General features: G+C 42.4%; 28 protein-coding genes. 12 read left to right on the forward strand and 16 right to left on the reverse strand.

The features are described 5' to 3' along the window. Window positions 1–149: 149 nt before the first annotated feature. The 4 genes from GSQ19_RS10505 (at window position 150) to guaA (ending at window position 4,074) form a co-directional block, all read left to right on the forward strand. Window positions 150–743 carry a DUF3177 family protein gene (locus GSQ19_RS10505; protein WP_011317899.1) on the forward strand — a complete coding sequence of 198 codons (594 nt, stop codon included), beginning with the start codon at window positions 150–152 and terminating at the stop codon, window positions 741–743. Between the two features lie 40 nt (window positions 744–783). Beyond that, window positions 784–1,080, forward strand: a complete 297-nt coding sequence (locus tag GSQ19_RS10510; RefSeq protein WP_011317900.1) for a DUF7734 family protein — start codon at window positions 784–786, stop codon at window positions 1,078–1,080. Window positions 1,081–1,109: 29 nt separating this feature from the next. Next, window positions 1,110–2,222: a cobalt-precorrin-5B (C(1))-methyltransferase CbiD gene (gene cbiD / locus GSQ19_RS10515; protein WP_011317901.1), complete on the forward strand. Its 1,113-nt coding sequence runs from the start codon at window positions 1,110–1,112 to the stop codon at window positions 2,220–2,222. 229 nt (window positions 2,223–2,451) lie between these two features. Then, window positions 2,452–4,074 (forward strand): glutamine-hydrolyzing GMP synthase, encoded by a 1,623-nt coding sequence (guaA, locus tag GSQ19_RS10520; RefSeq protein ID WP_011317902.1) that lies wholly within the window; start codon window positions 2,452–2,454, stop codon window positions 4,072–4,074. A gap of 179 nt (window positions 4,075–4,253) precedes the next feature. Here the strand turns inward: guaA and GSQ19_RS10525 are convergent, their stop codons facing one another. From GSQ19_RS10525 to GSQ19_RS10555, 8 genes are all read right to left on the reverse strand, one after another. Continuing rightward, window positions 4,254–4,940 (reverse strand): alternative oxidase, encoded by a 687-nt coding sequence (locus tag GSQ19_RS10525; RefSeq protein ID WP_011317903.1) that lies wholly within the window; start codon window positions 4,938–4,940, stop codon window positions 4,254–4,256. 152 nt (window positions 4,941–5,092) lie between these two features. Further along, window positions 5,093–6,592 (reverse strand): aromatic ring-hydroxylating dioxygenase subunit alpha, encoded by a 1,500-nt coding sequence (locus tag GSQ19_RS10530; protein ID WP_011317904.1) that lies wholly within the window; start codon window positions 6,590–6,592, stop codon window positions 5,093–5,095. A gap of 203 nt (window positions 6,593–6,795) precedes the next feature. Further along, the gene (locus GSQ19_RS10535; protein ID WP_011317905.1) at window positions 6,796–7,173 is read right to left on the reverse strand and encodes a sulfite exporter TauE/SafE family protein; all 378 of its coding nucleotides are present in this window, start codon (window positions 7,171–7,173) and stop codon (window positions 6,796–6,798) included. A 253-nt stretch (window positions 7,174–7,426) separates the two neighbouring features. Next, entirely contained in the window at window positions 7,427–8,197 is a 771-nt protein-coding gene (locus GSQ19_RS10540; RefSeq protein ID WP_011317906.1) for a hypothetical protein, read from the reverse strand. Between the two features lie 103 nt (window positions 8,198–8,300). Next, on the reverse strand, window positions 8,301–8,429 hold the full coding sequence (locus GSQ19_RS30530) for a hypothetical protein (protein ID WP_306660013.1): 129 nt from the start codon (window positions 8,427–8,429) through the stop codon (window positions 8,301–8,303). Between the two features lie 33 nt (window positions 8,430–8,462). Further along, on the reverse strand, window positions 8,463–8,555 hold the full coding sequence (locus GSQ19_RS30535) for a type II toxin-antitoxin system prevent-host-death family antitoxin (protein ID WP_306660012.1): 93 nt from the start codon (window positions 8,553–8,555) through the stop codon (window positions 8,463–8,465). Between the two features lie 96 nt (window positions 8,556–8,651). After that, a complete protein-coding gene (locus tag GSQ19_RS10550) occupies window positions 8,652–9,830 on the reverse strand; it encodes a M20 family metallopeptidase (RefSeq protein WP_011317907.1) in 1,179 nt (392 codons plus the stop codon). 179 nt (window positions 9,831–10,009) lie between these two features. Beyond that, window positions 10,010–10,603 carry a Uma2 family endonuclease gene (locus GSQ19_RS10555; protein WP_011317908.1) on the reverse strand — a complete coding sequence of 198 codons (594 nt, stop codon included), beginning with the start codon at window positions 10,601–10,603 and terminating at the stop codon, window positions 10,010–10,012. Between the two features lie 232 nt (window positions 10,604–10,835). Here GSQ19_RS10555 and GSQ19_RS10560 point away from each other — a divergent pair, with 232 nt between their 5' ends. After that, complete coding sequence (locus tag GSQ19_RS10560) at window positions 10,836–12,425, forward strand: B12-binding domain-containing radical SAM protein (RefSeq protein WP_011317909.1); 1,590 nt, start codon at window positions 10,836–10,838, stop codon at window positions 12,423–12,425. 23 nt (window positions 12,426–12,448) lie between these two features. Here the strand turns inward: GSQ19_RS10560 and GSQ19_RS10565 are convergent, their stop codons facing one another. Both GSQ19_RS10565 and GSQ19_RS10570 read right to left on the reverse strand, forming a co-directional pair. Continuing rightward, window positions 12,449–12,655, reverse strand: a complete 207-nt coding sequence (locus tag GSQ19_RS10565) for a hypothetical protein (protein WP_041456022.1) — start codon at window positions 12,653–12,655, stop codon at window positions 12,449–12,451. A gap of 151 nt (window positions 12,656–12,806) precedes the next feature. Further along, window positions 12,807–13,430 (reverse strand): FMN-dependent NADH-azoreductase, encoded by a 624-nt coding sequence (locus tag GSQ19_RS10570; protein ID WP_011317910.1) that lies wholly within the window; start codon window positions 13,428–13,430, stop codon window positions 12,807–12,809. A gap of 230 nt (window positions 13,431–13,660) precedes the next feature. Here GSQ19_RS10570 and GSQ19_RS10575 point away from each other — a divergent pair, with 230 nt between their 5' ends. Continuing rightward, a complete protein-coding gene (locus GSQ19_RS10575; RefSeq protein WP_011317911.1) occupies window positions 13,661–13,993 on the forward strand; it encodes a winged helix-turn-helix transcriptional regulator in 333 nt (110 codons plus the stop codon). Between the two features lie 24 nt (window positions 13,994–14,017). Here the strand turns inward: GSQ19_RS10575 and GSQ19_RS10580 are convergent, their stop codons facing one another. From GSQ19_RS10580 to GSQ19_RS10590, 3 genes are read right to left on the reverse strand one after another with little or no spacing between them, the layout of a single operon-like run. Beyond that, a complete protein-coding gene (locus tag GSQ19_RS10580) occupies window positions 14,018–14,398 on the reverse strand; it encodes a salt stress protein, Slr1339 family (RefSeq protein WP_011317912.1) in 381 nt (126 codons plus the stop codon). A 2-nt stretch (window positions 14,399–14,400) separates the two neighbouring features. After that, window positions 14,401–15,006 carry a vWA domain-containing protein gene (locus GSQ19_RS10585; RefSeq protein WP_011317913.1) on the reverse strand — a complete coding sequence of 202 codons (606 nt, stop codon included), beginning with the start codon at window positions 15,004–15,006 and terminating at the stop codon, window positions 14,401–14,403. A 21-nt stretch (window positions 15,007–15,027) separates the two neighbouring features. Next, complete coding sequence (locus tag GSQ19_RS10590) at window positions 15,028–15,633, reverse strand: vWA domain-containing protein (RefSeq protein ID WP_011317914.1); 606 nt, start codon at window positions 15,631–15,633, stop codon at window positions 15,028–15,030. A 191-nt stretch (window positions 15,634–15,824) separates the two neighbouring features. Here GSQ19_RS10590 and GSQ19_RS10595 point away from each other — a divergent pair, with 191 nt between their 5' ends. Continuing rightward, on the forward strand, window positions 15,825–16,502 hold the full coding sequence (locus GSQ19_RS10595; protein WP_011317915.1) for a potassium channel family protein: 678 nt from the start codon (window positions 15,825–15,827) through the stop codon (window positions 16,500–16,502). Between the two features lie 4 nt (window positions 16,503–16,506). Then, entirely contained in the window at window positions 16,507–17,058 is a 552-nt protein-coding gene (locus tag GSQ19_RS10600) for a DUF3124 domain-containing protein (protein WP_011317916.1), read from the forward strand. A gap of 3 nt (window positions 17,059–17,061) precedes the next feature. Here the strand turns inward: GSQ19_RS10600 and GSQ19_RS10605 are convergent, their stop codons facing one another. Beyond that, entirely contained in the window at window positions 17,062–18,615 is a 1,554-nt protein-coding gene (locus GSQ19_RS10605) for a cation:proton antiporter (RefSeq protein ID WP_011317917.1), read from the reverse strand. Window positions 18,616–18,798: 183 nt separating this feature from the next. Here GSQ19_RS10605 and GSQ19_RS30250 point away from each other — a divergent pair, with 183 nt between their 5' ends. Both GSQ19_RS30250 and GSQ19_RS10610 read left to right on the forward strand, forming a co-directional pair. Next, complete coding sequence (locus GSQ19_RS30250) at window positions 18,799–18,930, forward strand: hypothetical protein (RefSeq protein WP_255449089.1); 132 nt, start codon at window positions 18,799–18,801, stop codon at window positions 18,928–18,930. A 35-nt stretch (window positions 18,931–18,965) separates the two neighbouring features. Then, complete coding sequence (locus GSQ19_RS10610; RefSeq protein ID WP_011317918.1) at window positions 18,966–20,447, forward strand: site-2 protease family protein; 1,482 nt, start codon at window positions 18,966–18,968, stop codon at window positions 20,445–20,447. A 60-nt stretch (window positions 20,448–20,507) separates the two neighbouring features. On the opposite strand, the gene GSQ19_RS10615 is transcribed toward GSQ19_RS10610, so the two are convergent. After that, window positions 20,508–21,392 carry an Rpn family recombination-promoting nuclease/putative transposase gene (locus tag GSQ19_RS10615; protein ID WP_011317919.1) on the reverse strand — a complete coding sequence of 295 codons (885 nt, stop codon included), beginning with the start codon at window positions 21,390–21,392 and terminating at the stop codon, window positions 20,508–20,510. A 122-nt stretch (window positions 21,393–21,514) separates the two neighbouring features. Next, complete coding sequence (locus tag GSQ19_RS10620) at window positions 21,515–22,765, reverse strand: glycoside hydrolase family 10-like protein (protein ID WP_011317920.1); 1,251 nt, start codon at window positions 22,763–22,765, stop codon at window positions 21,515–21,517. A gap of 535 nt (window positions 22,766–23,300) precedes the next feature. Here GSQ19_RS10620 and GSQ19_RS10625 point away from each other — a divergent pair. Next, entirely contained in the window at window positions 23,301–23,798 is a 498-nt protein-coding gene (locus tag GSQ19_RS10625) for a hypothetical protein (RefSeq protein ID WP_011317921.1), read from the forward strand. Between the two features lie 587 nt (window positions 23,799–24,385). Further along, on the forward strand, window positions 24,386–26,197 hold the full coding sequence (locus GSQ19_RS10630) for a hypothetical protein (RefSeq protein ID WP_011317922.1): 1,812 nt from the start codon (window positions 24,386–24,388) through the stop codon (window positions 26,195–26,197). The last annotated feature ends 24 nt before the right edge of the window (window positions 26,198–26,221 follow it).

Below are 26,221 nucleotides of genomic sequence, written 5' to 3' on the forward strand. Positions count from 1 at the left end.
TGCAGAAAATCCTCTAATGTGTACGAAATTATTGGGGCTGACGCGCCCTACAGTTACTTTGACTATGACACTTGCTTAAGTCCTATCTAACTTAAAATATCCTTCACTCCTTATTCCTAGTCCCTATTCTTAAAAACTGACAGTTAACTATGCCAAATAACGTGTTGCGCCAGTTAGTCTGGATTGATTACCGACTAGCAGTATTATTTCTGATGATTGTGCCGATAGTTCTGTTAATTTGGGCTTATGCTCAACAAGCAGAAGCAATACAAAAGCTATTAATGATTTATTGGCGAGTTTCTAGCCTACTAGCCATCACCATTTACTTAATGATTGCCCAATATCCAGTTAGTTTTATCTCTGGGTTAATAGGACAAATCCTTATTCCGATTTCCCTGTGGTTTTGGGTCGATATCAACGATGAAATTGAGTATCAACCCAGTGGAGTGTTAAAACTCGCTTTTACTTCTTGGCGCTGGGCTGTGACCATTTATTCTATTTTGGGAACTATAGCCTTCGTACCTTTTTTGGGTTGTGCGTTTTCCAGTAATATTGGACAAAATCCCACTTGCAGCGTTTGGTTAGAAGCTCCCTTACTGTTTAAAGATTATTTTCACCACAATAGTAAACCCGGTTTCTTAGGCTTTTTAGGTATAGTTTGTCTAATTATTTATGTACTATATCTAAGCTACTTTGTCGTCGTGAAGCTGGGCAAGCAGGGACGCTCGGCTACACCACAGTAAACTGTCACTGCGCTTCGTTTCTCAATTTCCAGCTTTCAAAATGAATTCAATTGGCAAGCGGCTAGAACAATACACCAGCAAACGTCCACAAGAAGTTTTATTAGTAACGGTGGAAATCGCTGATGAACAAGATAAAATAGCCATCTTCAAAGGTTTTTCTAGTTCATTGATGCGTCCCACTGCATTTGATCCCGATGTCCCAGTGATTCCAGATGAGGCCAGAGTTATTAGTGTAGATCGCATAGCCAGCCCCTACAATCCAGAATCCCCCCGTTATATCCAACGTGATATCTCCTGGGAAGCGATGGAAAGTGTTCTCACAGAAGTGGGTGTTTAGGACAGAGGATAACTATTGACTAATGACTAATGCGTAGCGGATATACTTTACCTGTTTTTGCTTGTGCTGGTGCGATCGCTGCTTTACACTGGTTACGCCAGCGTCAGTCTCTACAAGTTGGGTTGGTAGATTTAATTGAGCCTGCACAAATGGCTGAAGTACCTATTGAGCAGGTGGCAGGATTATCAGAAAATATGGCCTTGGCAATTACCCGCAGTGATCCTGGTGATAATATTGACTTGACTAAAAACACCCCGATTTGGGCTGTGGTGGAATGGGGCCAAGGAGGGGGTGAACAGGTAACTATCAAGGGCGGGGAAGGGATTGGTAAGCAGGTTAATGCTGATAACCGTGCGGCTATCTATAGCTATGCTCAAAGATTGTTGCAAGCCAACTTAACTCGATTATTAGCCCCAGAGGAAAGCATTATCGTCACTATCATTTTACCGGAGGGGCGATCGCTCGCTGTTCGGACTTCTAATTCCGCCTTTGGGGTTGTCGAGGGATTATCCCTACTAGGAACCACAGGTATTTCTCAACCTTTGAGTTCACCAGATCAGTTAGACGCGTTTCGTAGCGAATTGCAACACAAAGCTAGTTTGTATGCAAGTCTGGTATTCTGCATTGGCGAGAATGGTTTAGATTTGGCGCGAAAAATCGGTATTAATGCTGAGAAATTAGTAAAAACTGCTAATTGGTTAGGGCCGATGTTGGTAGAAGCTGAGGCCTTGGGTGTTAAGGAAATCTTATTGTTTGGCTATCATGGCAAGTTGATGAAACTAGCCGGGGGCATTTTTCACACCCACCACCACTTGGCTGATGGACGACGGGAAGTTTTGGCAACACACTGTGCTTTGGGGGGTTTAAGTAAACAAGATATAGAAATAGTGTTTCACGCCCCAACGGCTGAAGCTGCACTCAAGCACTTAAAAGCGTTAGATAGTTCCACAGGTAGTGATTGGGTAAATCAAGTTTATAGTGCGATCGCCGAAACTATCGATTCTCGTTGCCAAGAATATATGCAAAGCCATAGCAGCAGAGGCACAGCAGCCACAATCTGCGGCTCAATTCTCTTTGACCGCGATCGCAAAATTATCGTGAAGAGCAAAACTGCTTGTAACTTAATGGGAAATTTATGTTAATTTATTATGAATAATCATAAATAATCCCAATAAATATCTTTTTCAGTAGTGGTCTTAGTTTAATTTATACAGTTTAATAAAATCCCTTAGTGGTAAAACAAACGTATTCTATCTAGCGTTTGTCACGGATTAACTCACCATTTATCAGTCTAAACAAGCTGAAAATGGTGTTTATGTTTCAGAACCCAAAACACCCATCTACTACCAGACTCACACTTTCGCCATTTATATGAATACAGCGGTGACTCTACTAACCGAACAAGCCCCTCAACCAATAGAAGAGTTTGGGCAGCTTGAGCGTCAAATCATTATCATATTAGACTTCGGCTCTCAGTATTCAGAACTGATTGCCCGGCGCATCCGCGAGACTCAAGTATACTCTGAAGTTTTGTCTTATCGCACCTCTGCTGAACATTTACGCCAACTAAATCCCAAGGGCATCATTCTTTCTGGTGGTCCCAGTTCAGTTTATAGCGATCGCGCTCCCCATTGTGACCCAGAAATTTGGAATTTGGGAGTTCCCATTTTGGGTGTCTGCTACGGAATGCAGCTGATGGTCAACCAACTCGGCGGCGAAGTAGCCAAAGCTGACCGGGGTGAGTATGGCAAAGCATCATTACATATTGATGATCCCACCGACCTACTGACCAACGTTGAAGATGGCACAACGATGTGGATGAGTCATGGTGATTCAGTCACAAAAATGCCCCCAGGGTTTGAAGTGCTGGCACATACAGATAATACTCCCTGTGCTGCTGTTGCTGACCACGACAAAAAGCTTTATGGCGTGCAGTTCCATCCAGAAGTAGTCCATTCCATCGGTGGTTTGGCATTAATCCGCAACTTTGTGTATCACATCTGCGAGTGTGAACCCACCTGGACAACAGCCGCTTTTGTGGAAGAAGCTATTCGGGAAGTTCGGGCTAAAGTTGGTGACAAGCGAGTACTATTGGCGCTTTCGGGAGGAGTCGATTCTTCTACACTGGCTTTCTTGATGCACAAAGCCATCGGCGACCAATTGACCTGTGTATTTATAGACCAAGGCTTTATGCGGAAGTATGAGCCAGAAAGGTTGGTGAAACTATTTCAAGAGCAGTTTCACATCCCTGTTGAATATGTTAACGCCCGCGATCGCTTCTTAGATATCATGGTTGGCGTGACAGACCCAGAAGAAAAACGTCGTCGCATTGGACATGAATTCATCCAGGTATTTGAAGAAACATCGAGAAATTTGGGACCCTTTGACTATCTAGCACAAGGGACTCTTTACCCAGATGTCATTGAATCAGCTGATACCAATGTTGACCCCCAAACCGGGGAACGGGTAGCAGTAAAAATCAAAAGCCATCACAACGTTGGTGGATTACCCAAAGACTTGAGATTTAAACTGGTTGAACCCCTGCGGAAACTATTTAAAGATGAAGTCCGTAAAGTAGGGCGGTCTGTTGGCTTACCAGAAGAGATTGTCCAACGCCAGCCATTTCCTGGCCCTGGTTTAGCTATTCGGATTTTAGGTGAAGTCACCGCCGACAGATTGAACATTCTGCGCGATGCTGATTTGATTGTGCGCCAAGAAATTAACCAACGTGGTTTATACAACGAATATTGGCAAGCATTCGCCGTCTTACTACCTATCCGTAGTGTGGGCGTAATGGGTGATCAACGCACCTATGCTTATCCTATAGTCTTACGCATTGTTAAAAGCGAAGATGGCATGACAGCAGATTGGGCGCGTGTACCTTACGATGTTTTAGAAGCAATTTCTAACCGCATTGTCAACGAGGTTAAAGGCGTTAATCGCGTAGTGTTTGATATTACCTCCAAGCCACCCGGAACCATCGAGTGGGAATAAGAGCAATTTTAGACCATTAGGTGGGGTGGGCATTGCCCACCTTATTTTTTGAGATTCCGGCTGATTCTGGCGATATATTCGTTTAGGCGGTAATAGGTAATAGCTAATGGGTAATTAGTTTTTACCATTACCAATTACCCATCACCCATTACCAATCCTTAAAACTATCTTAGTTATACTTAAGGATTCATCTCCGCACTTGTTAATACTACTGTCTTACCTTCTGAGTTATGAGGACTCTTGAGGGAGTATTGAGCATTAGTTTGTTGACAAGCCACCATCGTTTTGACGTGTTCCATCTCATCATCACGGATGGCGACAAACACATCATAAAGATTATCGATGTTGGGACGACGTTCCGAAGGAGAGTGCGCTGTTTGAAATTCATCAAACATATATAAGTCTCCGTCACGATAGTATATTTTTGCTACCTCAGGAGCTGGCTGGGTTTTTAACTCTGCTTCGTGAGTTGTCAGAAATTTGTCATAGCTGCTGTAAGCGTGTTGTTCCACCAGTTCCATAAAGTTATAGGCAGAACGGGGAGAGACAAAATATACCGCAATAATAATCCAGTAATAAATTAAAGCAGCTGTTTTAGCTAAAAAGCGATCGCCCCAAAAACCTGCACCTCCCAAAGATTCCATAATCAACAAGTGATGCAGCTCATTCCAAGATTCAGCAAAGTGAACTTTTAGCCAGTCTGCTTTACGCCACCATCCCAGGGTTTCGTAGAGGTGTAAAACCGACAGATAAGAAAAATAAGGTACTCGCGCCACGGTTTCTAGTACATAAAAGCGAGGATAGGGGCGATCGCGATAAACTGTATTAATGACAAATACTAAAATACCAACTAATAAGCGGATCATTCTGACTCTCCATCAAGTATCGACAGTGTGCTTTTTTTCACCGTTTAACCTGTTATAAACGGGAAAGTTGAGGAACTTGTGAGGATTGGAGGTAATGGTTAATTGGTAATTAGAAAAATTATGAGACTCTGACACAGACTCAGTAATTGTTCTTAATCATTACGAGCGTGTTCAAATTCGTATACATAAAATAGCCGACTAAATCTTTTGAGTTGATATCCAACTACCGCCAACAAAATAGCGCCGCCCAGTGCTAACCAAAATCCTACAGGAGGTAATGTGAATATAGATGCACCTAAAGCCGCTTGCATTGCCACCGTTCTTGCATCTAAAATCACAGCTAAAAACAAGCAGATAGCCGCAGATATATAAGCTAGTACAGTCAGACGATTGATGTTTTTTAGCGCATCTTGGCAAACTGTGCAATGTTGAGTGTGGGTTGTCCAGACATCAAATAGCTTCTGCTTGTCTTTTTCGGCTGGAGGTATATCGCTGCTATATCCTTCCGCCCAAGGTATACCACCACCAGCTCGGTTTTTCAACCACTGACGCAATGTAATCACCATCTTATCTTGAGGATTTGGTGTATATACAGCGTTCAGCCATTTACCGTTTTTTTTCTGGGCAATAATTTTTTCTTGGTAATGCAGAAATACCATATCTTGGTGCAGAAATAAGGATGCTAATACATGAACCAACCAAACAGGTAATGGTAGTCCAAAGAAAGATAATCCTTGGGGTTTCTTTCCTTGGGGATTTTTGACAAAAACTTGACAACCAATGTGGCGACACCAACCGGGACGAGTTGGCGTAGCATACAAAGCCAAAATTAACTGTCCGCCATCCTCAGAGGTAGAAACTATTCTCATGTGACAAGGTGGTTGAAAATCGTGAATTCCTTGTACTGTTTTGCCTTGTGTGGGCTGAATTTCAAAGGCAAACCCATCTTGGGTAGATATGGGGCGTACAGGAATCATATCGTAGAATTTGGCATCCTTGTAGCGATCGCCTATGATACCGTGATGGGAAACAGGTACATGAGCAGGGTCTGAGACATTTTCCATAAAGTAGTCCCACCCATAGGGCAAATCACGGAAATTCCAAGGTGATTTTATCACTTTACCTGAGTTATCTTCTAGTTCTGGAACAATTCGCGGTGTCTGCAATTGGCTTTCTACCTTGGCTTGTTCTCCTGCTTCCGCCCATACCCACAGTAACCCCTGGCGTTCCTGCGTCGGATAAACTACTGCACAGGATTTTTGACTTTCACAGTTCTTCGCCGCCGTTTTTTCATCTTTAGACTGGGGTATACTTACACAATTCCCTTGAGCATCAAAACGCCAAGCATGGTAAGCACATAAAAGTGTACCGTCTGCTTCGACTCGACCTTCTGAAAGTGGTGCAAGTCTATGGGGACAAAAATCTTCAAAGCAGCGCCATTGACTAGAACCATCCCGCCACAAAACAATATCTTTACCTAATAATTGCATAGCATGAGGACGGCTAGGATCAAGGAACTCTACCACAGCTAGCGGATACCATTGTTTTGTCCATTGGAAGGTATTTTCTTCTTTTGAGGATTGTTCGTTAGTTGCGTTGTCTAATAAATTTTCGTTTTGGGAGTTCCCTTGCAACCTGGTTTCAGTAGTCATGGTAGAGTTTTTGCCTATTGTGACGTATAAATTTAAGCGCACAGAAGCACGGGGTTTTAATCCTCTGCTGGAAGATGTCAGCTAAGAACTTAATTAAAGGCTGTACTTAGTGGATTTTATCTTAGGAATAGATTACCAATACTATTTCCTGAGAGATATTCCCAGTAATTTTACTTCACCTCATACTACATTTCTGCAATTATTTATATGCCCTCGGCTGGATTCGTAAATAAAACTTTGAGCGCGCTGATGATCATCAGAACAGCGAATATTTTACTTAAAGTTCCAGTTGGTAAATCTGTTCCTACTTTTGCACCTAACCAGCCACCTAAAATAAATCCTAAACAAATGAGTGCGGCTACTTTGATATCAACATATCCCTGTTTGTAGTAGACCCAAGCTGCTAATAAATCAATTGGTGGCACTAATAAGGCTAATGTAGTACCTTGCGCTTGCTGTTGGGAAAAACCTAAGAGAAAAATCAGCGCAGGTAAGATAATTATGCCGCCACCAATACCTGTCATACCACTAACAATTCCTGCCACTAATCCTAGAATTAAGCAAATTAAAATGCTATTCATGCTTATATTTATCCTCGATTTACGTTTAGTATATGCAATAGTATTATTTTAAATTGAGCAACTATTATACAGAATGTATCTGGCTACGGCTATAAGAACGATTGTTATACAATTATTACCTAATTTTTGAACTATAAGTAGAGTAGAAAGTGTCTAGCAAAAATCAAAAATGGTGGGCATTGCCCACCCTACATTTGGACTTTAATAGTAGGTCATTGTAAAGCCCAATTATTTGGGAAATATTCCCATGTTATTAAACTAGATAACTTGTATTTGGTACAATGGGAAAAAAGGCATACTCATACCAAGCAGTCCAGATAAAACTGCGAATCCAGCGATCGCGTTTTTCTTGGCTCAATTCATAAGCAAAGGTGCCACGAGATTCATCAATGGATGATAGGTGAGAGTTACAACCGCAACCATGCTGATAAGTAAAACCATACTTGGAGGCGATACTCTGCACCTTCATTTGCACGGCAAATACTTTACCAGCATGAAGGATGGCATCCCAAGAACGCTTGTGTTCAATATCCCGCTTATCAAATCTCAAGGCACGTTCCTCAAACACATGATCTCGGTAAATCGGTGCTAGATGCACATGATAAAAACTTGCTGGTAGTTCGTAACCAAATTCTTGGAATAGTTCTAAACCAATCCGCGCAACTTTCCCGTAATCAGCATCTTTCGATTCCACTTCCCGCAGAATTTCTTCAAAGTTGGGATAGTTATGAGTCATGAAATCATAACCATAGAACTCCAAAGTTTCTCGTCCTAGTTGTCCAAATAACTGACAAAATGATGACTTGAGGTGTGCTAACTCTGGACGTTCATTAAACAAATCAACGTCACCTTGTTCTAACTTGTATAAGAATAACTGCGCCATCTCCACATAAATTTGGGGATTGCAGAGTCCCACATTGGCTGTACCTTTAGCGATGTCTTGCCATACAAGAGGTAGTTGAGCAACAGGAACAGCGTTTTCTCCGGCAATGATGGCAATATTGGGGAATTCAAGAAGTTGCATTGGCAATTTCCGTAATAAATTTTTAGTTTATCCTTAGTTGTTATGTTGTGCGTAGGTTCAGCCCGCCTTAGACATCACCTTTATTCACAAATTTTGATACACTTCATTCATGAGGATGTTGAGCAATCACGGCTTCTAAAGTTGTAAAACCTGCGTTTTGTGTAATAGCTTCTCTCAACTGAGCCGAGTCTATGGCATCTTCTAGAGTTTCTAAGCGTTTTAAGTCATCCATTCCAATTATCGCTACAACTGGCTTACCGTGGCGTTATATCAAGATGCGCTCTTTTCCGTACTCTACCCGATTGATAATTTCTGGGAATTTGGCACGGGCTTCGGTAGCGCTAACAGGATTTATCATAATATTTTGCAAAGTGGTAATTTCAACAGAAGGAATTGAGCAAACAAAATGAATTCAGCCATGAGGACATCGCCCACGGCTGAACACATTGAGAAATCATCCCCGCAAATATTTGTAAGCAGCGTAAGCCATAGTTACCACACCTGTGACGATCGCAGATTCATCGACTTCAAATTCAGGGTGATGTAAGGGATGATTGATAATTCGCTCAGGGTAGCCTACACCTAAGCGAAACATAGAACCAGGAACGTGTTCTAAATATACAGAAAAATCTTCTGCACCCAAGGAAGGTTCAGGTAATACCTGGACGCGATCGCTTGTCCAAGCTTCTTCACCTGCTGATTGAAACAACTGGGTTAGACCATAGTCATTGTAGACACCGGGGACACCTTGGCGATAATTTACTTGATAACTTGCCCCGTAGGAATGGCAGACATTGGCAACAATTCTTTCAATCCAGTTGGGGAGTTGGGCGCGGGTTTCTGGGTGGAGCGATCGCACTGTTCCCAACAACTGTACTTTATCAGCAATCACATTCGGCGCTCTCCCACCAGTAATTTTCCCAATGGTCAACACCACCGGACGTAGGGGGTTCTGGGTGCGGCTAATGGCTTGTTGCAAACTAGTAATCACCTGGGAAGCGATCCAAATCGCATCAATCGCCTCATGGGGACGCGCACCATGTCCAGATTCACCAATAATCACAATTTCTAAATCATCCGCCGCCGCCGTTAAAGCCCCGTAACGCACCCCAATCGAGCCAGCCGGAATCGAAGGGAAAACATGAATACCTAAAATAGCGGAAACATCCTTGATTGCCCCATCTGCCACCATCCAGCTTGCACCTTGAGCAATTTCTTCCGCAGGTTGGAATAAAAACCGCACATTTCCACCCAACTCCTCTGTCATCTGGGACAGTACCATTGCCGCCCCTAAACCTACCGTAGTGTGGATATCATGACCGCAAGCGTGCATTACACCATCCGCCCTTGAGGCATATTCTAAACCAGTACGTTCCTGAATGGGCAAGGCATCCATATCTGTGCGAATTGCCAAGAAACTATGATTTTTCTCAGTAACTTGTAATTCACCAACTACACCAGTTTTACCAACACCTTCTTGTACACGCAGACCACTAGAAGATAAGACACCAGCCACAAAGGCAGCAGTTTGATATTCTTGACCGCTAAGTTCGGGATGAGAATGGATGTGACGGCGAATTTCAATGAGGCGAGGCGCTAGTTTTGTGGCTAAGTCTTTAATAAGGGTGAGCATTGCTTGATTTTCTTTGACAGGCTTTGTTCCATGATAGTTAGGGAATGGGGATTGGGGGTTGGGGATTGGGGACTGGGCATTTCTCCCCCTGCCCCCTGCTTCTTATCTCTCTCCCTTGCTCCCTGCTCCCTGCCTGCTTCTTGCGACCACCAGAAGGGTTTTTTGGTTTGAGTGATATTCTATGGATTGAGAATGAGAGCCAAATCCAAAATAAACCCAGGTAAGACATCTTCACCGGAAAGTTGGGGCGGTTGGTTAGCAGAAAAATTGATTGTTTCTACCTCAGCATCAGAGCGATAAATTTCTACTAAGGGTGTTTGTGGGTCAATGAGGAAACCCAAACGAGCGCCATTATCCCGATACTCCTGCATTTTGGCGCGCAATTTTTTTAAAGAGTCAGTTTCCGATCGCAGTTCAATCACAAAATCGGGACACAATGGCGGAAAGCGGCGCTTTTGTTCACTTGTCAACGCTTCCCAACGTTCTAATTTTACCCAAGCCGCGTCAGGAGAACGGAAAGCACCATTTGGTAAGCGAAATTCTGTTGATGAATCAAATACTTTACCCAATTTAGCTTGTCGATTCCATAAGTTTAAATCTGTTGTTAAATTAGCGTTTCTAATACCGCTTTCGCCGCCTGTTGGGGGCATAATGATTAATTCTCCTTCCGCCGTCAATTCAATTCGCCATTCGTCATTGGCTATGCACAGTTGATAAAACTGCTCATCCGTTAAACCTACGGCTGGTGGTACGTTGAGGGTGAGAGTTTCCATAGGTAATTTGCCAATCGGGTTTATTTTATTATGAGCGATCGCCTATGGTGGGTCACGGTTTATGGATAATTGAGGTAGCTAACTTAATTGTTTCCCTTCTTGTAATCTCTACCAACAGATAGGTGGCATGAATGAAGCTAGCGACTATCAAGTTAAGTATGAGTACTAACTAGAGTACATAAGTACTTTGCGTAAGTCCTACAGAGTAAACCAAACTTACATCCAGGCTTTGATGAAAGCACTACTGCTCTATCCTCGGTTCCCTCAGTCTTTTTGGTCTTATGACCGCTTTATCGAAATTGCTGGACTCAAAGCTCTCTTGCCCCCATTGGGAATTATTACAGTTGCAGCACTGCTACCCAAGAACTGGGAAATTAAATTTTGCGATCGCAACGTCAATCCGGAAACAGAAGCTGATTGGGAGTGGTGTGACCTCGTTATCCTTTCGGCAATGCTAGTGCAGAAACCAGATTTTCATGCCCTAATTCAAAAAGCAGTACGCTTAGGCAAAAAAGTAGCAGTCGGTGGCCCTTACCCAACATCAATACCACAAGATGCCTTGAACTCTGGAGCGCATTATTTGATTTTGGATGAGGGCGAGTTGACAGTTCCTCAGTTTCTGGAAGCCCTCAACCAAGGTCAAGAACAAGGAATCTTTCGCTCTCTAGAAAAACCTGATGTTAGCCAAAGCCCGATGCCCCGTTTTGACTTGCTACAACGGGATGCTTACTTGATGATGGCTATCCAGTTTTCTCGCGGTTGCCCCTTTAACTGCGAGTTTTGCGATATTATTACGCTCTACGGTCGCAAACCACGTACAAAAGAGCCTCAGCAAACTATAGCTGAGTTGGAGGCTCTTTATGATTTAGGCTGGCGAGGGTCACTGTTCATAGTTGATGACAACTTTATTGGCAATCAGCGTAACGTCAAACGCCTCCTGCGAGAGTTAATTCCTTGGATGAAGCAGCACAACTATCCCTTCACCTTCATCACAGAAGCTTCTGTGAATCTGGCCGAAGATGAAGAAATGCTGCAATTAATGAGTGAAGCAGGTTTTTATGCAGTTTTTCTTGGCATAGAAACTCCTGACCAAGATAGTTTGCAAGTCACACAAAAACTGCAAAACACTCGCAATCCACTTGTAGAAGCCTGTCGTAAGATCAATGAAGCAGGAATGCTGATTTATGCAGGGTTTATCCTTGGTTTTGATGGAGAACGCCCAGGAGCAGGAGAACGAATTCAAGCTTTTGTAGAACAAACGAGTATTCCTCAACCGATGTTGGGTATCCTTCAAGCTTTGCCCAATACTGCTTTGTGGACTCGTCTGCAAAAAGAGGAGCGTTTATTAGAGAATCAGGGTGTTGGTGGTACTGAAGTGGGAGACCAAAATACCTTAATGAATTTCATTCCCACCCGCTCCATCGATGCGATCGCTAGAGAGTATGTAGACGGCTTGTGGACATTATACGAACCCAGCAACTATCTCCGGCGATGTTTTCAGCAATGTCTGAGTATTGGCGTGCCTTCAAAGCGAAAGCAAACCATGCAATTTTCTCCAGGTAAGGGATTGCGGCTCGTTGCTCAGTTAATTTGGCATCAGGGCTTACGACGACCGGAAATTCGCTGGCAGTTTTGGCAACAACTCTGGACGATTCTGGTGAAAAAGCCTCAAGTTCTCAATATGTATTTAGGTCTATGCGCTGCGGGAGAACATTTTTGGGAGTACCGTACTTTAGCTAGGGAACGGATTACTCAACAATTAGGCTACGACCCCCTGAAAGTCTCTGTGTTACCTAAGCCAGAACTGATGCTGACCAAATAGAGTGGATTGGTTCTAGTGGTTCACTAACCCAAAATTGCCGTCTTTGCGTTTCTTCGGCAGAACGTAGCCACTTGAGTGTTATACCAATTCACAAAATATTTGAGACAGATGTAGGTTGGGTTGAGGAACGTAGGCGCAGCCTTCTCGTAGAGTAACCCAACACCAAAACCTCGATTTTGTTGGGTTTCACTGCGTTCTACCCAACCTACGTTGATACGCATCTGTTGCATTTTTTCAGGAAATGGTATTAATTATTAACATAAGTTGCTAGTTATCAAAACATGGATTTGTCATGAGTAATAGCTAGGAATTTTGCTCAATTACCGAATCCAGAGGCTATAGTTACATAACTAGCAACTTAGGTTAATGTCTCACTGATTGCTACCAGTTAGCCACAGCTTGAGCGATCGCATCCTTCGCATCTGCGAGAGATTTTTCACGAGCATCTTCGCCCATGTTCAAGGACTCAGCATGGATGAAGGTAACATCTGTTAGTCCCATGAACCCTAAGATAGCACGGAGATAAGGTTCTTGATAGTCATAGGCTGCATAGGGGGTTCCTGGTGGATAACTACCACCGCGCGAGGTAATAATGAGTACTTTTTTGCTGCTATCAACTAAACCTTTATAGCCATTTGCATCAACACTAAAGGTACGTCCTACACGGACTATTTGGTCGATATACGCCTTGAAAGTCGATGGTATATTTAAGTTATACATCGGCACACCAAAAACGAAGCGATCGGCGGCGAGAAATTCATCAATGAGGGTATCAGACAGCTCTATTGCTGCTTTCAATTCGGGAGTGTGGGAATCTGGTGAAGAAAACGCCGCCGCAATCCAGGGTTCATCTACATGGGGAACAGGATTGTGGCCTAAATCCCGGTAAGTTACGGTATCACCAGGATGGGTATCTTTCCAAGATGTTAGGAACTCGTAAGAGAGTTTACGGGAAATAGAGCGATCGCCGCGTGGGCTAGAATCAATGTGGAGGATATTTGCCATAAATAAAGTATTTATCGTTACGCAGAGAATAGTTGTCGGTACTGAGTGCTGAGTTGCAAGACTATTTACCAGGGAAATATCAACGACAAGTCAGAATGTACTGACTCATTACTCACCACTTATCAATACACTTGTCAAGTTTAAAGATACTTGCTGAATCGACTTTAAACTATGTAAAGTTGATATGAAAAGTACGCACTTAAAAGTAAGCTACTTACTTAAAAGTAACTATGAAAGCTGAAGCACAAAAAGATGAAAAGCTAACTTGTGAAGTGGAAACCACTTTGAAGGTAATTGGCGGACGCTGGAAGGTTTTAATTATCAGAGAATTAATGTTAGGTATCAAACGATTTGGGGAATTGCAGCGAGCCTTACCCGGAATTACACAAAAGATGCTTACCCAACAACTGCGAGAAATGGAAGACGACGGGATTATACATCGACAAGTTTATGCACAAATCCCCCCAAAGGTAGAATATTCTTTAACACCTTTGGGGGAAAGCTTACAGCCAATTCTCTATGCTATGCACGAATGGGGTGTGAAGCATTTAGCAAACAAATAATCACCAAAGCCAAAGTTATTTTCATTAGTTACTTTGCAAATATTCAATTGCTGCTTCTAATTTAGATGGGTAGCTTTCAGCAAATCTTTCAAACCAAAGTCCTTCTGGAGAAAAGGGATCTAGCTTTTCTAACCAATTTTGTGCTTGCTGTTTTAAAGCCTCTCGCTGTTTAGCTTTGATTTGTTCTTGTCGAAGTCTTTCTTGTTCTAGTTCTTGCTGTTTTCTCAGTTCCTCAGCTGCATCTTCAGCAGCAATGTCTGCTTGAACCTCTGCCAAAAGATTATCCATCATAGATGATGACTTAGGTTCAGAAGGACTGAAGGATTTGAATATATTTGGTTTTTGTGTTTGTTCGTTCTCGTATTCAGCTTTGATTTGAGATAACAGCTTGTCTAGAGCATCCATAGCTAATCTGTAATAGCATTGAGTAGGACTTCAGAAAGACTCAAATCTTCCATATCTTCCATTGTAATAGTGTCACAGATATCAAATTTAGCACCAGCACCTTGCAACTCATCATCTAAAACTTTGAGAAAGCGGGTTGCTTGAGCATCTGAGCCGACTTGAATGAAGGAAATGGCTAATTCTTCATCTTTATCCATGCGGCGGGAGGCTTCGATGATGACCCTCATCACGGCCTTGCGATCGTCTGGTTCACCATCAGTAACTACTAAAATTGTCTCACCATTGGGCTTAGTTTGACCAGCACCTTTGCGTTGGAAATAATCATCAGTTGCGTGTTTTAGCACGGCAGCTAAATCAGTAGTTCCTGAGGGGTCATTTTCTTGAAAAATTTGATTAACTTTGGCGGAAGTTACATTTTCATAGCGTTTAAATCTGCCAGAAAAGACATATACAGTAATGCCATCTGGATCAAATTGTTCGCATTTACTAGCTAACGCCAAGGTAGATTCTTGTGCAGTTACCCATCTATTTCTACCACCCTTTTGATCAGGGGTAGCCATACTACCGCTTTTATCGATAATGAGAGTGTAATCACGATTTTCTAACATGATATTTGGTTTCACTAGTTGCTAATCAGTAATTGCATTCATTAACACATCTGCGAGGCTCATATCTTCTAAATCTTCCAGGGTGATGGTATCGCAAATATCGAATTTAGCACCAACGCTTTGCAATTGATCGTCTAAAGCTTTGAGAAACTTAGTAGCTTGAGCATCTGAACCTACTTGAATGATGGAGATACCCAATTCTTCATCCCGTTCCATCTGGCGAGTCGCATGAATGATGGTTTCAAATACGGCTTTGCGATCATCAGGTTCGCCATCAGTAATTACTAAAATTGTTTCGCCATTGGGTTTAGTTTTACCCGCAGCCTTGCGTTGAAAATAGTTATTCAAGGCATCTTGCAGTACACCTGCTAAGTTCGTTGTTCCGGCAGGGTCATTTTCTAAAAATATCTGGGCGACTTTAGCTGAGGTAACATCATCATAACGTTTAAATCTGCCGGAAAATAAATAAACAGTAATACCATCTGGGTCAAACTGTTCGCACTTCCTGGCTAAAGCTAGGGTTGACTCTTGGGCTATCTCCCATCTGCTTCTACCACCAGCTTGATCAGGGGTAGACATACTACCGCTTTTGTCGATGATTAGTGTGTAGTCGCGATCGCTCATCATAATATTCCTTAAATTATTACCCTGCCGTTCTAGTCTAGTTCACACATCTCTGGTATAGGCAAAGACTTTAAGCTTTCGTATCAATCCTTGTGATCTTTTCATCCTTGGTGATGAAACTTGTGTTCAGACAACTGCCTGAGTAATCTGTCAATTACAGTGAAGTAAGAAGTCTGTGAATATCAGGAGTAGCCATGTATGTACTGATTGGCGGAGCCGGTTTAGTGGGGTTGAACCTGGCACAAAAACTGGTGGAACTGGGTCATACCGTTGCCATAATTGATATTGATCCTACCGCTTGCCGTTACGCTCGTGAACAAGTGGGAGCAATGGCTTTTGAAGGTAGTGCGGTGAGTACGGAAGTATTGTTAGAAGCGGGAATCCGTAAAGCTGACGCTTTGGCGGCTGTTCTCAGAAGTGATGCTTTAAATTTAGCAATGGTAACCCTGGCTAAACACTACGGTGTTTCTCATATTTTGTCACGGATGCGCCATTCCGATTTTGCTGAACCATTGCGCCTGGCGGGCGCTAACCATGTTATTAGTACGGTTGACCTTTCAGTTTCCACAATGGTGAATGCGATCGAGTTTCCACAAGTGGAATCAATGATGCACTTTGAGCAAGGACAGATTGAGGTTTTAAAAATTTCTATTCCCAACAGTTGTTATGTAGCCAATCGTAGCCTAGCCGAAATTGCTCAGGATTCTCGCTTTCCCACAGGTTCCCTCATTATTGGCTACCAACCCCACCCCCACGAAGATTTGGTAATTCCTAATGGTAGTACCGTACTAGAATCGGGTTCAACTATATTAATTGCAACCAAACCAGGTTCTCTGCATCAAGTGATTGACTTTATCGAAGGATGTAAATAGTTTGATGAAGTTTTGCCGACATTTTTGTTTAGCGATCATATTAATGCTTCTTGTGTCTTGTGAATCAACCAAGACGACCCCAAAGTCTTCAACAAAAAATACTTTGGCGACCCCATCCCAAAAGGTGGTGACTCTAGACAAAAATTTTCAGATAGCAATGGGACAAACCATCTATGTTCCTGTCTATTCCCATATTTATCATTACAATCGTCAGGAGGTTTTTAATTTAGCCGCTACACTCAGTATTCGCAACACAGACTTGTCAAAGCCAATCATTATCACTTCTGTGCGTTACTATGACTCCAATGGAAAATTAGTTAAGCAATATTTAGAAAATCCGATTCAAATTGATGCCCTGGCTTCTACTGATTTTTTCATCAATAAAAGTGATACCAGTGGAGGTTTAGGCGCAAACTTTATTGTCGAGTGGATAGCTGCAACAGCAGTCTCAGAACCGATAGTGGAAGCAATCATGATTGGTACTGACTTTCAGCAAGGAATTTCTTTTACTAGTCCTGGTAAAGTCATTAAAAGTCAAAATAAACCTGTGGAATAACTATTAATCATCGTCCAGTTGCAGCAACTTTTCATCAATAGTTTGTATCCGGTTCTGCCCAATATCTTGGGAGAGAATTCGTTTACGCATTGCTTCTGTGAGCGCGCCTTTTTCAGCTAGCAATAAACGCCGACGGATAGCATCCAGTTTGCCAAGTGCGCCACCTTTATGATCAAAATCATCTGAACGGCGATTATAGAACTCTCGTAAAGTTTTTTCTGCACCTGCTACTTGTACTTGGTAAGCTGAACGCATTTCCTCATATACAGCTTTTGGTAACACTCCCGTTTTCAGCAGGGTATCTAATTCGTCTTGTGCGGCTTTGGCTGTGATTAGTTGGGCTTGTAATTCTTCAACCTGTTGCTGTGAATGTGAAAATTTGGATAATTTTAAACGTTTGACTAACAATGGCAAGCTTAATCCCTGTCCCACCAAGGAAACGAGGACACAACCGAAGACTATAGTGATTAGACTTTCCCGTCCTGGCAGTGTGGTAGGTAGACTTAACGCCAAAGCCATTGACAGTGAACCTTTAATGTTGCCTAAAAACAGTAAGTGTTGCCAACGCAGTGGAATTGGTCTGTCAAACCAACGAACTCCTGCGAGTAAAGGATAGATTGTCAAAACTCGCCCGACTTGATAAGCCAAAACTGCCAGTAGAATTGCAGGCAAAGTTTGCCAAAGCGTTACTAGGTTGATTTCTACACCAATCAGTAGAAAAATAAAGGTGTTAGCAGTAAAACTGGCATATTCCCAAAAACTCAATAAGGTGATGCGACTGGAAGCAGAAGTATTCCCAGACAGCCCAAAATTTCCGAAAATTAAACCAGCGACAACTACAGCTACAGCACCGGATACGCCTAAAAATTGTCCAACCTGAAAAGTTCCTAAGGCAACTGCCACAGTCAGCAGCAGGCTGCTCAGGGGATCATCTAAACGGTTAAATACAGGTATGCTCAGGTAGCCTAAAACTAAGCCAACAAGGCAGCCACCCACGGAAATAAATAACAGTTGTTGGATTCCTTCTATTAACGTGAGCGAACCAGTCGAATATACTTGCAAAATCAGATTGAAGGAAACTAAGGCCGCAGCATCGTTGAATAAAGTTTCTCCTTCAACGATGGTAGAAAGGCGGGAAGGTACTGGTATTTCCTTAAATACGGCAATCATGGAAACTGTATCCGTGTTTGCCAGAATTACTCCTACAAGGAAAGCTGGTATCCAACTCAGTCCCAGCCCAAATTTTAACAAGATAGCGATAATAGCACTGGAAAGTATAGCCCCTGGCCCTGCCAGCAGGGCAATTGGTTTAAAGGTGCTACGTAAGCGACTGACATCGGTATTGATGCCGGCTTCAAAGATGAGAATTGGTAGGAAAAGATTTAAAACTAGTGCCGGGTCTAAACCAATTGGACGGGACAAGAGTTCAGTTATAGGTAAACCTGCTAATACTAATCCTGTGACATAAGGAACTCGCAATCGCCGAGATAGCAGCGCTACACCTGTGGCAACGAGTAGGAGAATAATGGAAATCTTGATTAACTCGGTAACATTCACGAAGATACGGAGAATTTATATGGTGTTCAATCAATCTTTTTAGGATACAGCCAGTTTGAAAACATCCCAAGGGATGAGACGTTTTCATGAGATTAACAATTTCTACTCTCTACTACTAAAAGATGGGAAGTTACACTTTTTTTCATTGGGGCAGGCAGGTCACAACCTTGTGGTAGAGTCGTGATGCGTAAAATCCCTGTCATTTATGCGGGGGATATAAGCGAAAGTGCCAAACACCGCTTGCTACAAGTCGGCATAGCCGCCCAACGCACTGGCTCATTTATGATTAGTAATGTATCTATAACACCGGCCTAATTCGGGCTTAGTCTTTCACAGCGAAGGGTTGGGAAATGTTTGCTTCCTCAGAGACTTCTATACTGGGAATAATTTTACTGGTAGCTTTCACCATTTTGGGTTGGGGCTTTTACCGCGCCAGACCTTTTGGTAAACTCGGAATCTTAGCCTGGTTGCAGTCGGTGGTATTAATGGCTCCTTGGCTGTTGTTTTTTGGTTTGTTTGCTGCCGGGATTTATATCAACATCGTTGGCATATTATTTTTGGTAGTGGGTTCTGCTGGATTGTACATCTACTTGGGTAGACAGTTGCGATCGCTTGGACAAGATGCCATCCTCAAGCAACGGGCAACGGAAAGGCTGGCAGCTGAATCTTCACCAGCGCCAGAAAATATCCCGCAACCAGTGGGGGTAGTTGTGGAAATCATGCCAATCCCCGAAGAAGACTTGAATGTGATTAAAGGCATTTTCGGGATTGATACCTTTTTTGCCACAGAAACGATCGCCTACCAAGAAGGTGCTATCTTCAAAGGTAATCTACGCGGCGAACCCCAAGAGGTTCACACTCGTCTGAGTAAGAGTTTGCAAGACAAGTTAGGTGACAAGTATCGCCTATTTTTAGTAGAAAACACAGACACTAAACCTGTGGTGATTGTGTTACCCAGCACTAATGATCCACGCCCGACCACATTACCACAGAAGGCGTTTGCTGCCATCTTAGCCATAGCAACTATCGGCACTAGTTTAGAAACTGCCGGATTACTCTTGAATTTTGATTTATTTTCCACTCCAGCCAGATTGCAAGAGGCTTTACCTATAGGGGTGGGGATATTTGCCATTTTAGTGGCTCATGAAATTGGGCATTGGTTAGTTGCTCGCCGTCATCAAGTCCGCCTGAGCTGGCCTTTCTTTTTGCCGGCTGTACAAATCGGATCTTTTGGGGCAATTACTCGCTTTGAGTCTTTGTTACCCAATCGCTCAGTATTATTCGATATTGCGGTGGCTGGGCCAATCGCTGGCGGGATTGTTTCTTTGCTTATGCTGATTGTAGGTTTGCTGCTATCCCACCAAGGCAGTTTATTTCAGTTACCCAATCAGTTTTTCCAAGGATCAATTTTGGTGGGTAGTCTAGCACGGGTTGTCCTCGGTTCGGCGTTGCAATCACCTTTAGTCAACGTCCACCCCTTGGTAATTATTGGTTGGCTAGGGTTAGTCATCACCGCTTTAAACTTAATGCCAGCCGGCTCCTTAGATGGTGGTCGGATTATTCAGGCAATTTACGGACGCAAAACCGCAGGCAGAGCAACATTTGCGACTTTAATTGTGTTGGCTTTGGTTTCTCTGGGTAATGCACTGGCGATGTATTGGGCGATCGTGATTTTGTTCTTACAACGGGATTTAGAACGTCCCAACTTGAATGAAATTAGCGAACCCGATGATGCTAGGGCGGCTTTATGCTTGCTTGTTTTGTTCTTGATGATTACTACCCTTTTACCTCTAACTCCTGCTTTAGCTGGGCGTTTGGGGATTGGTGGCTAGTTAATATCTGGCTGTATCCTCGACTTTTCTAAGTCGGGGATCTGAAAACTCAATTTCATCTTAAAGGGCTTCTAACCAAGCTTGTAAATTAGCCAAACTTGTAAAATCTAATAAAGCTTCGCTCAAATCTTCGAGAATCGGTAAAGGTAGAGTGGCAATGTGCGATCGCATTTCTTGAGAAATTTCTCCAAATCGCTTAGTTAGCAATCGAACCACTAAATTAGCCGCCTCTTGCTGTCTTCCTTCTTCACGTCCTTCTTCACGCCCTTCTTCACGCCCTTCTTCACGCCCTTCTTCTTTAATCTCTCTATAAACTCTCGTTTCTTTAAGTGTAATTCCTAACATTTCTTCTACCTCTGTTTTACTTAATTTTTCAAACTTGTACACCATTATCGTTGTGATCATCTCTATTATGGCGCGGTTTGATGGTTGAGATGCTTGCTGTTGACTCCTTGTTAATAAATACCTAGCTTCCGAGGGTGCTTGTTCTTCATCTATGGTAGTCAATACCATCAACGCTAACCATAAGGGTAAGGAACGAATATCCCCCAATTCATCTAAATAAACTCGATGAAATTGGCTGCTATTTAGTAATGCGCGGTAAGGATAAGTGTCACCTTGTTCAGTCTGGCGCGAAGGATAAATTATAACGATTTGCCAATCGCTAAATTTGAAACGGTTGCGGTAGAAATATAATGCGGATTCTGCAAATACTCTTTCATAAAGCTGTTCATCTTTTTGAAACTGTACCTCACAGAAATATACAACACCAGGATTTTCACTTTCAGGCGGTAAAAATACCCCATCGATTTCAAATTTCGGTTCTTTAACAGCTACAGAATCAAATCGATAAGCATCTGCATTTATGGGAGGGTTTGTCAATAATTCAAATAGTAAACTGGGAGATTGTTGAAATAATTTATAAAATATTGAATCTCGGCGCATGAAATAATTTGGCTGATTTTTCGTTGATGGTTAACAGTCTCTGATAAAACTGAAAAAAGAGCAATTTTTTGCAGCCCCATAAGCCACAGAAGACTTAAGGCTTCTGTGGCTTATGACTTTTACTATGGTTTCCAACCTGTGATCAGATTGGGATATTTGGCAGGTTGGGAGAATATTTGTTGGAAGCCAGCCTGGCGTTTTGCAGATGCTTCCTGGCTGAGATTCCATAGGGTTTCGTAGAAGAAGAAAGAAACGCCGGCAAAGTTGCGATCGCGTACTTTCTGCACTTGGGTTTGAATCTGTTGTATGGGTACGGAGCGATTTTTCAACCCAGATAAAATGCCGATACTCACAGGGATATGTGCTTTGGCTGTTTTGACTTCTGGATATTCTAATTCTTGAACAAAAACGTTTAAATCATCCCGGTAAATTTGCAATACCAGTTCTTCAATCAGTCCCATTCTTTCCCATTTCTGCCAATCTGCTAAAAAGTAATCATAGGAGAAACGCTGAGGATTAGGTGCAACGGAAACCAAGCAATCTTTTTTAGTGGCTTTAATTGCTTTAAATACTCTTTGCATGAAGTTGGTAATTTTACTGGCTCTCCAGCGTAGCCATTCCGGATCACGGGGGTTTTTGGAGGGGGCTTGACCACGGTGTTCTTTCTTGTATAAAGCTACTGTGTAGGCATCGTAGCCTAGTTCTGAAGGTAAGCCGAAATGATCGTCAAATTGAATACCATCGATGTCGTAGTTTCTTACAATTTCCACGATTAAATCTTGGATAAATTGTTGGACATCTGGGCGGAAGGGATTTAACCACACGCGATCGTGTATGCCTTCCTTGACTATGCGACTACCGTTGCTACGACTGGTTAACCATTGGGGACGGTTTTTGGCGAGGAGAGAATCGGCTGGAGCCATGAACCCAAATTCAAACCAGGGAATTACGGTTAATCCTTGTTTATGTCCTTCTGTGACGATTTCTTTGAGCATATCTCGCCCCTGTAATCCTGGGGTCGGGTCGATCGCTCGTCCAATAACTTTGGCTGCAACTTTGCTGGGGTAAAGTGTATGTCCCCAGTTCCACACTGCTGGATATACGGTATTGAAGTTGAGTTTATCTAGACTTTGTAAAGATGTTTTGAGGCGATCGCGTTCAAATAATACATCACTATCAATATTGGTTAACCATACCCCCCTCAATTCAGATGCTAATCCTGCACTAGGAGTAATTTGAGCCTTTAAGGGAAACGATAGCATCACCGTAGCCACAACACTCAAAACCATCATTAAGGCAAAGAAGACTTGCTTTCTAATTGCCGCAACATTAGGTAATAAAGATCCACTACACCACTTCACAAACACTTTCATAAATCGTTACAAACATCTGCTAAGAAAACATGAAGCATGACTGTAATAGTTAAGCAGAAGTTGCACCATTTTGTTAGCTTTTAGTGGTCAGAAGCCTTGCCATAAAAGGCTGACAAATTTGCTTTAAACTTAGCGAAACCACCTTTGGCATGGGATTTGTTAGCTCACAAATCTGGAAAATTTTCTCCTCTTATACCAAATTAATATAAAGCTGCGCCAAATAAATGATGTAGAGAAGTTGCATACAACGTCTCTACAGTACAGAACAAAGTGCATCTATGGCTACGCCAGACAAGCTACATCAAGAAACGGTATTACCTGTTTGTGAATCCTACATAATCTTTATATTCATTAGATAATTATGTAAATTTTTAACTAATTTTGGAAAAATAGTGTATCTTTATAGTGATTCTAAGTAATAATAACGAAAGCTAAGGATAAAAAATCAAATAGCTACTTACAAGAGGAATAATAGTATATTAAGTAACTTTAACACTGTGTTAAGCAACTTTAGAAACCACGGATAAGGTTGATAATGAACAGCTTAAGTAACTCGCAAGACCTATTGACAGACATGACAGCCGCCATGAAAAGATTAGAAAGGTCGCTGATGCTGTCTACTGGCGAGTTCTCACTAATCTTAGCTTGTGCCAACTCTGTGAAAAAACAGCAGCAAACCCTCAATTCCTTACAAGAATCTTCTTCAACCAACATTCAAGAGATTACCCTCTCACCAACAGACGAGACACTATACACAACCATTAAAACGAAATTGGGCAATACTCAACCCGAAGTTCTGATGATTCGTGGTTTAGAATCCGTAGAGGCCATTAACCAACTCATTCTCAGTACAAATATCATGCGAGATGAGTTTCGTAAAGACTTTCATTTCCCCTTGGTATTATGGGTAAATGATGAAATTCTTCAGAAATTAATCTGGTTAGCACCTGATTTAAAAAACTGGGCAGCTAATACCATTAAATTCGATGCGGGTCAAAATCCACTGATGGAAACTTCCGCCCTAACTGCTTAAGACTGGTGGTGATTGGGGACAAAAAAGTAAAAAGGTAAAAGATTTTTTCTTTTGACTTTTGCCTTGAACTGGGGATTGGGGATTAGGTAAATGTTTTATCTCCTCTACTCTCTTACTTTTTCCTGTTTTCTATAGGACTCATACTTTATTTTTGAAATATACGTAGGGGAGCCACTGCGTTGGACGGGTTTCCCGGCTTGGAGCAAGTGGCGTTGGGCAATGCCCACCGGCTCATGGTTTTGGTGGGCATTGCCCACCCTACAAATACTTACTTTTTCCTGTTTCCCATTTCTCTTGAAATACTTAGTAACAAAAAATCAATTAGGGCTTACGCACCCAGATTTCATTTTGAGTCCGAGTGTAAGTGTTTCAAACAATACCCCTACACCCTTACACCCATAAACCCTTGATATTGCGTTTTCATACGTAAGTCTGATTAATATAGAAGTGTCTATCTTCACATCTACATCAGAAGATATTTCATTTTGGGAATAATTACGGAATTGTTCTTACTGGTTACGTATTAATTGTTGAACATTGCAATACTGAACTCTAGACGCTGATGTCAGCGTTTTATCTTAGGAATTATGCTGCCAATTTATCGTTATACTAAACAGGCTCAAATTATTACTGCTTTAATTTTGACTGGCATTCTATCTGTTGGTAGTGGGTTGACACTGATAAAAAACGCCAGCGCTTCATCTATCGATTTTTTAGCCGAAACGCCAAATGAACGTCTCAAACAAAATGTTCGAGTGAACCGTTTACCGCGCCTTGTAGCTAATGCTGTGTTGCGGGATTTATCAAATAGAGAAGGAATTTCTTCCCTCTTTTTGAAAATCACTGATTATCGTCAACAAACTTGGCGTAATGGTTGTTTAGAACTACAGCGACCGGATGAACTCTGTTCTCAGGCTTTAGTTCCAGGTTGGCGAGTTGTAGTTTCTCGCGGTCAACAAAGTTGGATTTATCACACCAATCAAAATGGTTCTGTGGTCAGGCTAAATGAACGAGCTAACACAGGTAGATTACCTCAAAATGTGAGAAATGCTGTGTTAGCACAGGCGCGACAAATCTCAGGATTACCAACTAGGGCGTTGAGTATTGTGGAATTTCAGCCGACTAACTGGGTTGAAGGTTGTGAAGTCTCCACTTTCCCCAATCCTTGCGATCAAATTTTAGTCTCTGGTTGGCAAGTAACTGTAGGTGCGGGGAATCAACGTTGGGTATTTGTCAGTAATGAAAATGGTGATAGAGTCCGGTTAGCAACTGGAAGTAATCCAAGTGCAAATTTACCAACATCGATTATAGATGAAGTGTTAGCGGATGCTTCCAATCGCAGTAGAACCAAGATTGCAGTCAGTTCGAGAAATATTACCCAAGCAGAACGGGTGGTTTGGAGTAATGGTTGTCTAGATTTAGATGGGGGCGTTTGTACTTTCGCTCAGGTGCCTGGTTGGCGTGTTACAGTCACAATAGGCCGGGAAAGGTTTGTTTATCACACCGACAATAACTTTTTAGTCAAGTTCAATCGTGCGGCTAGCACAACTACTGGTAATGTTAACTCTGGGCAACCAATACCTATTTCTGAAAGTGAATTACCGCCACCTTTAGATAGGAATGTGGTCTTCCGCTCAATTGCGAGTGGTGGTTTTACTGGCAGAACCTACGAGACAATTTTGCTCAATGATGGGCGATTAATTCGTGTGCAGATTGGTGATGGGAATGGTTCTGAACGCAGTGTGCGCCGTCTGAGTCGCCAAGAATTACAGCAATTTCAGCAGTTGCTACAACGCTACAGAGGTGAATTTAATAATCTGCGCTACCCTGCGCCCAGAAGCAGTGCTGACTTTATCACTTACACTCTTACTAGCCAAGAGGGTACGGTCGAATACAATGATATTTCTGTAAATAGCGTACCGACAAATTTACAAGCTGTCATCACCGCATGGAATCAAATTAACGATACCCCAATCTCAGATGATGGTAATCTCAACCCTGTACCGATTCGTCCCAGTGAGTTACCACCACCTTTAGATCAAGGTGTAGTATTTCGAGAAATTTCTAGCGGTGGCTTTGCGGGTAGAACCTACGAAACAGTATTACGTGATGATGGTTTGTTAATCCGTGTGCGGATTGGTGATGCTAATGATTCTGAGCGGAGTGTGCGCCGTATTCCTGTGCAGCAAGTACGTCAATTTCAACGGTTGCTAGAACGTAGATCAGAGGAGTTCCAAAATATTAATTACCCAGCCCCTAGAGGTGCTGCTGATTTTATTACCTACACTCTGACCAGCGAAGACGGTACAGTACAGTACAACGATGTTTCTCAGAATAACTTGCCGCAGGATTTACAGGGAGTGGTGCAAGCTTGGAGGGATATTGTAGGGAATAGGTAATTGGTAATTGGTAATTGGTAATTG

It is taken from the genome of Trichormus variabilis 0441 (assembly GCF_009856605.1).
Lineage (GTDB): Bacteria > Cyanobacteriota > Cyanobacteriia > Cyanobacteriales > Nostocaceae > Trichormus > Trichormus variabilis.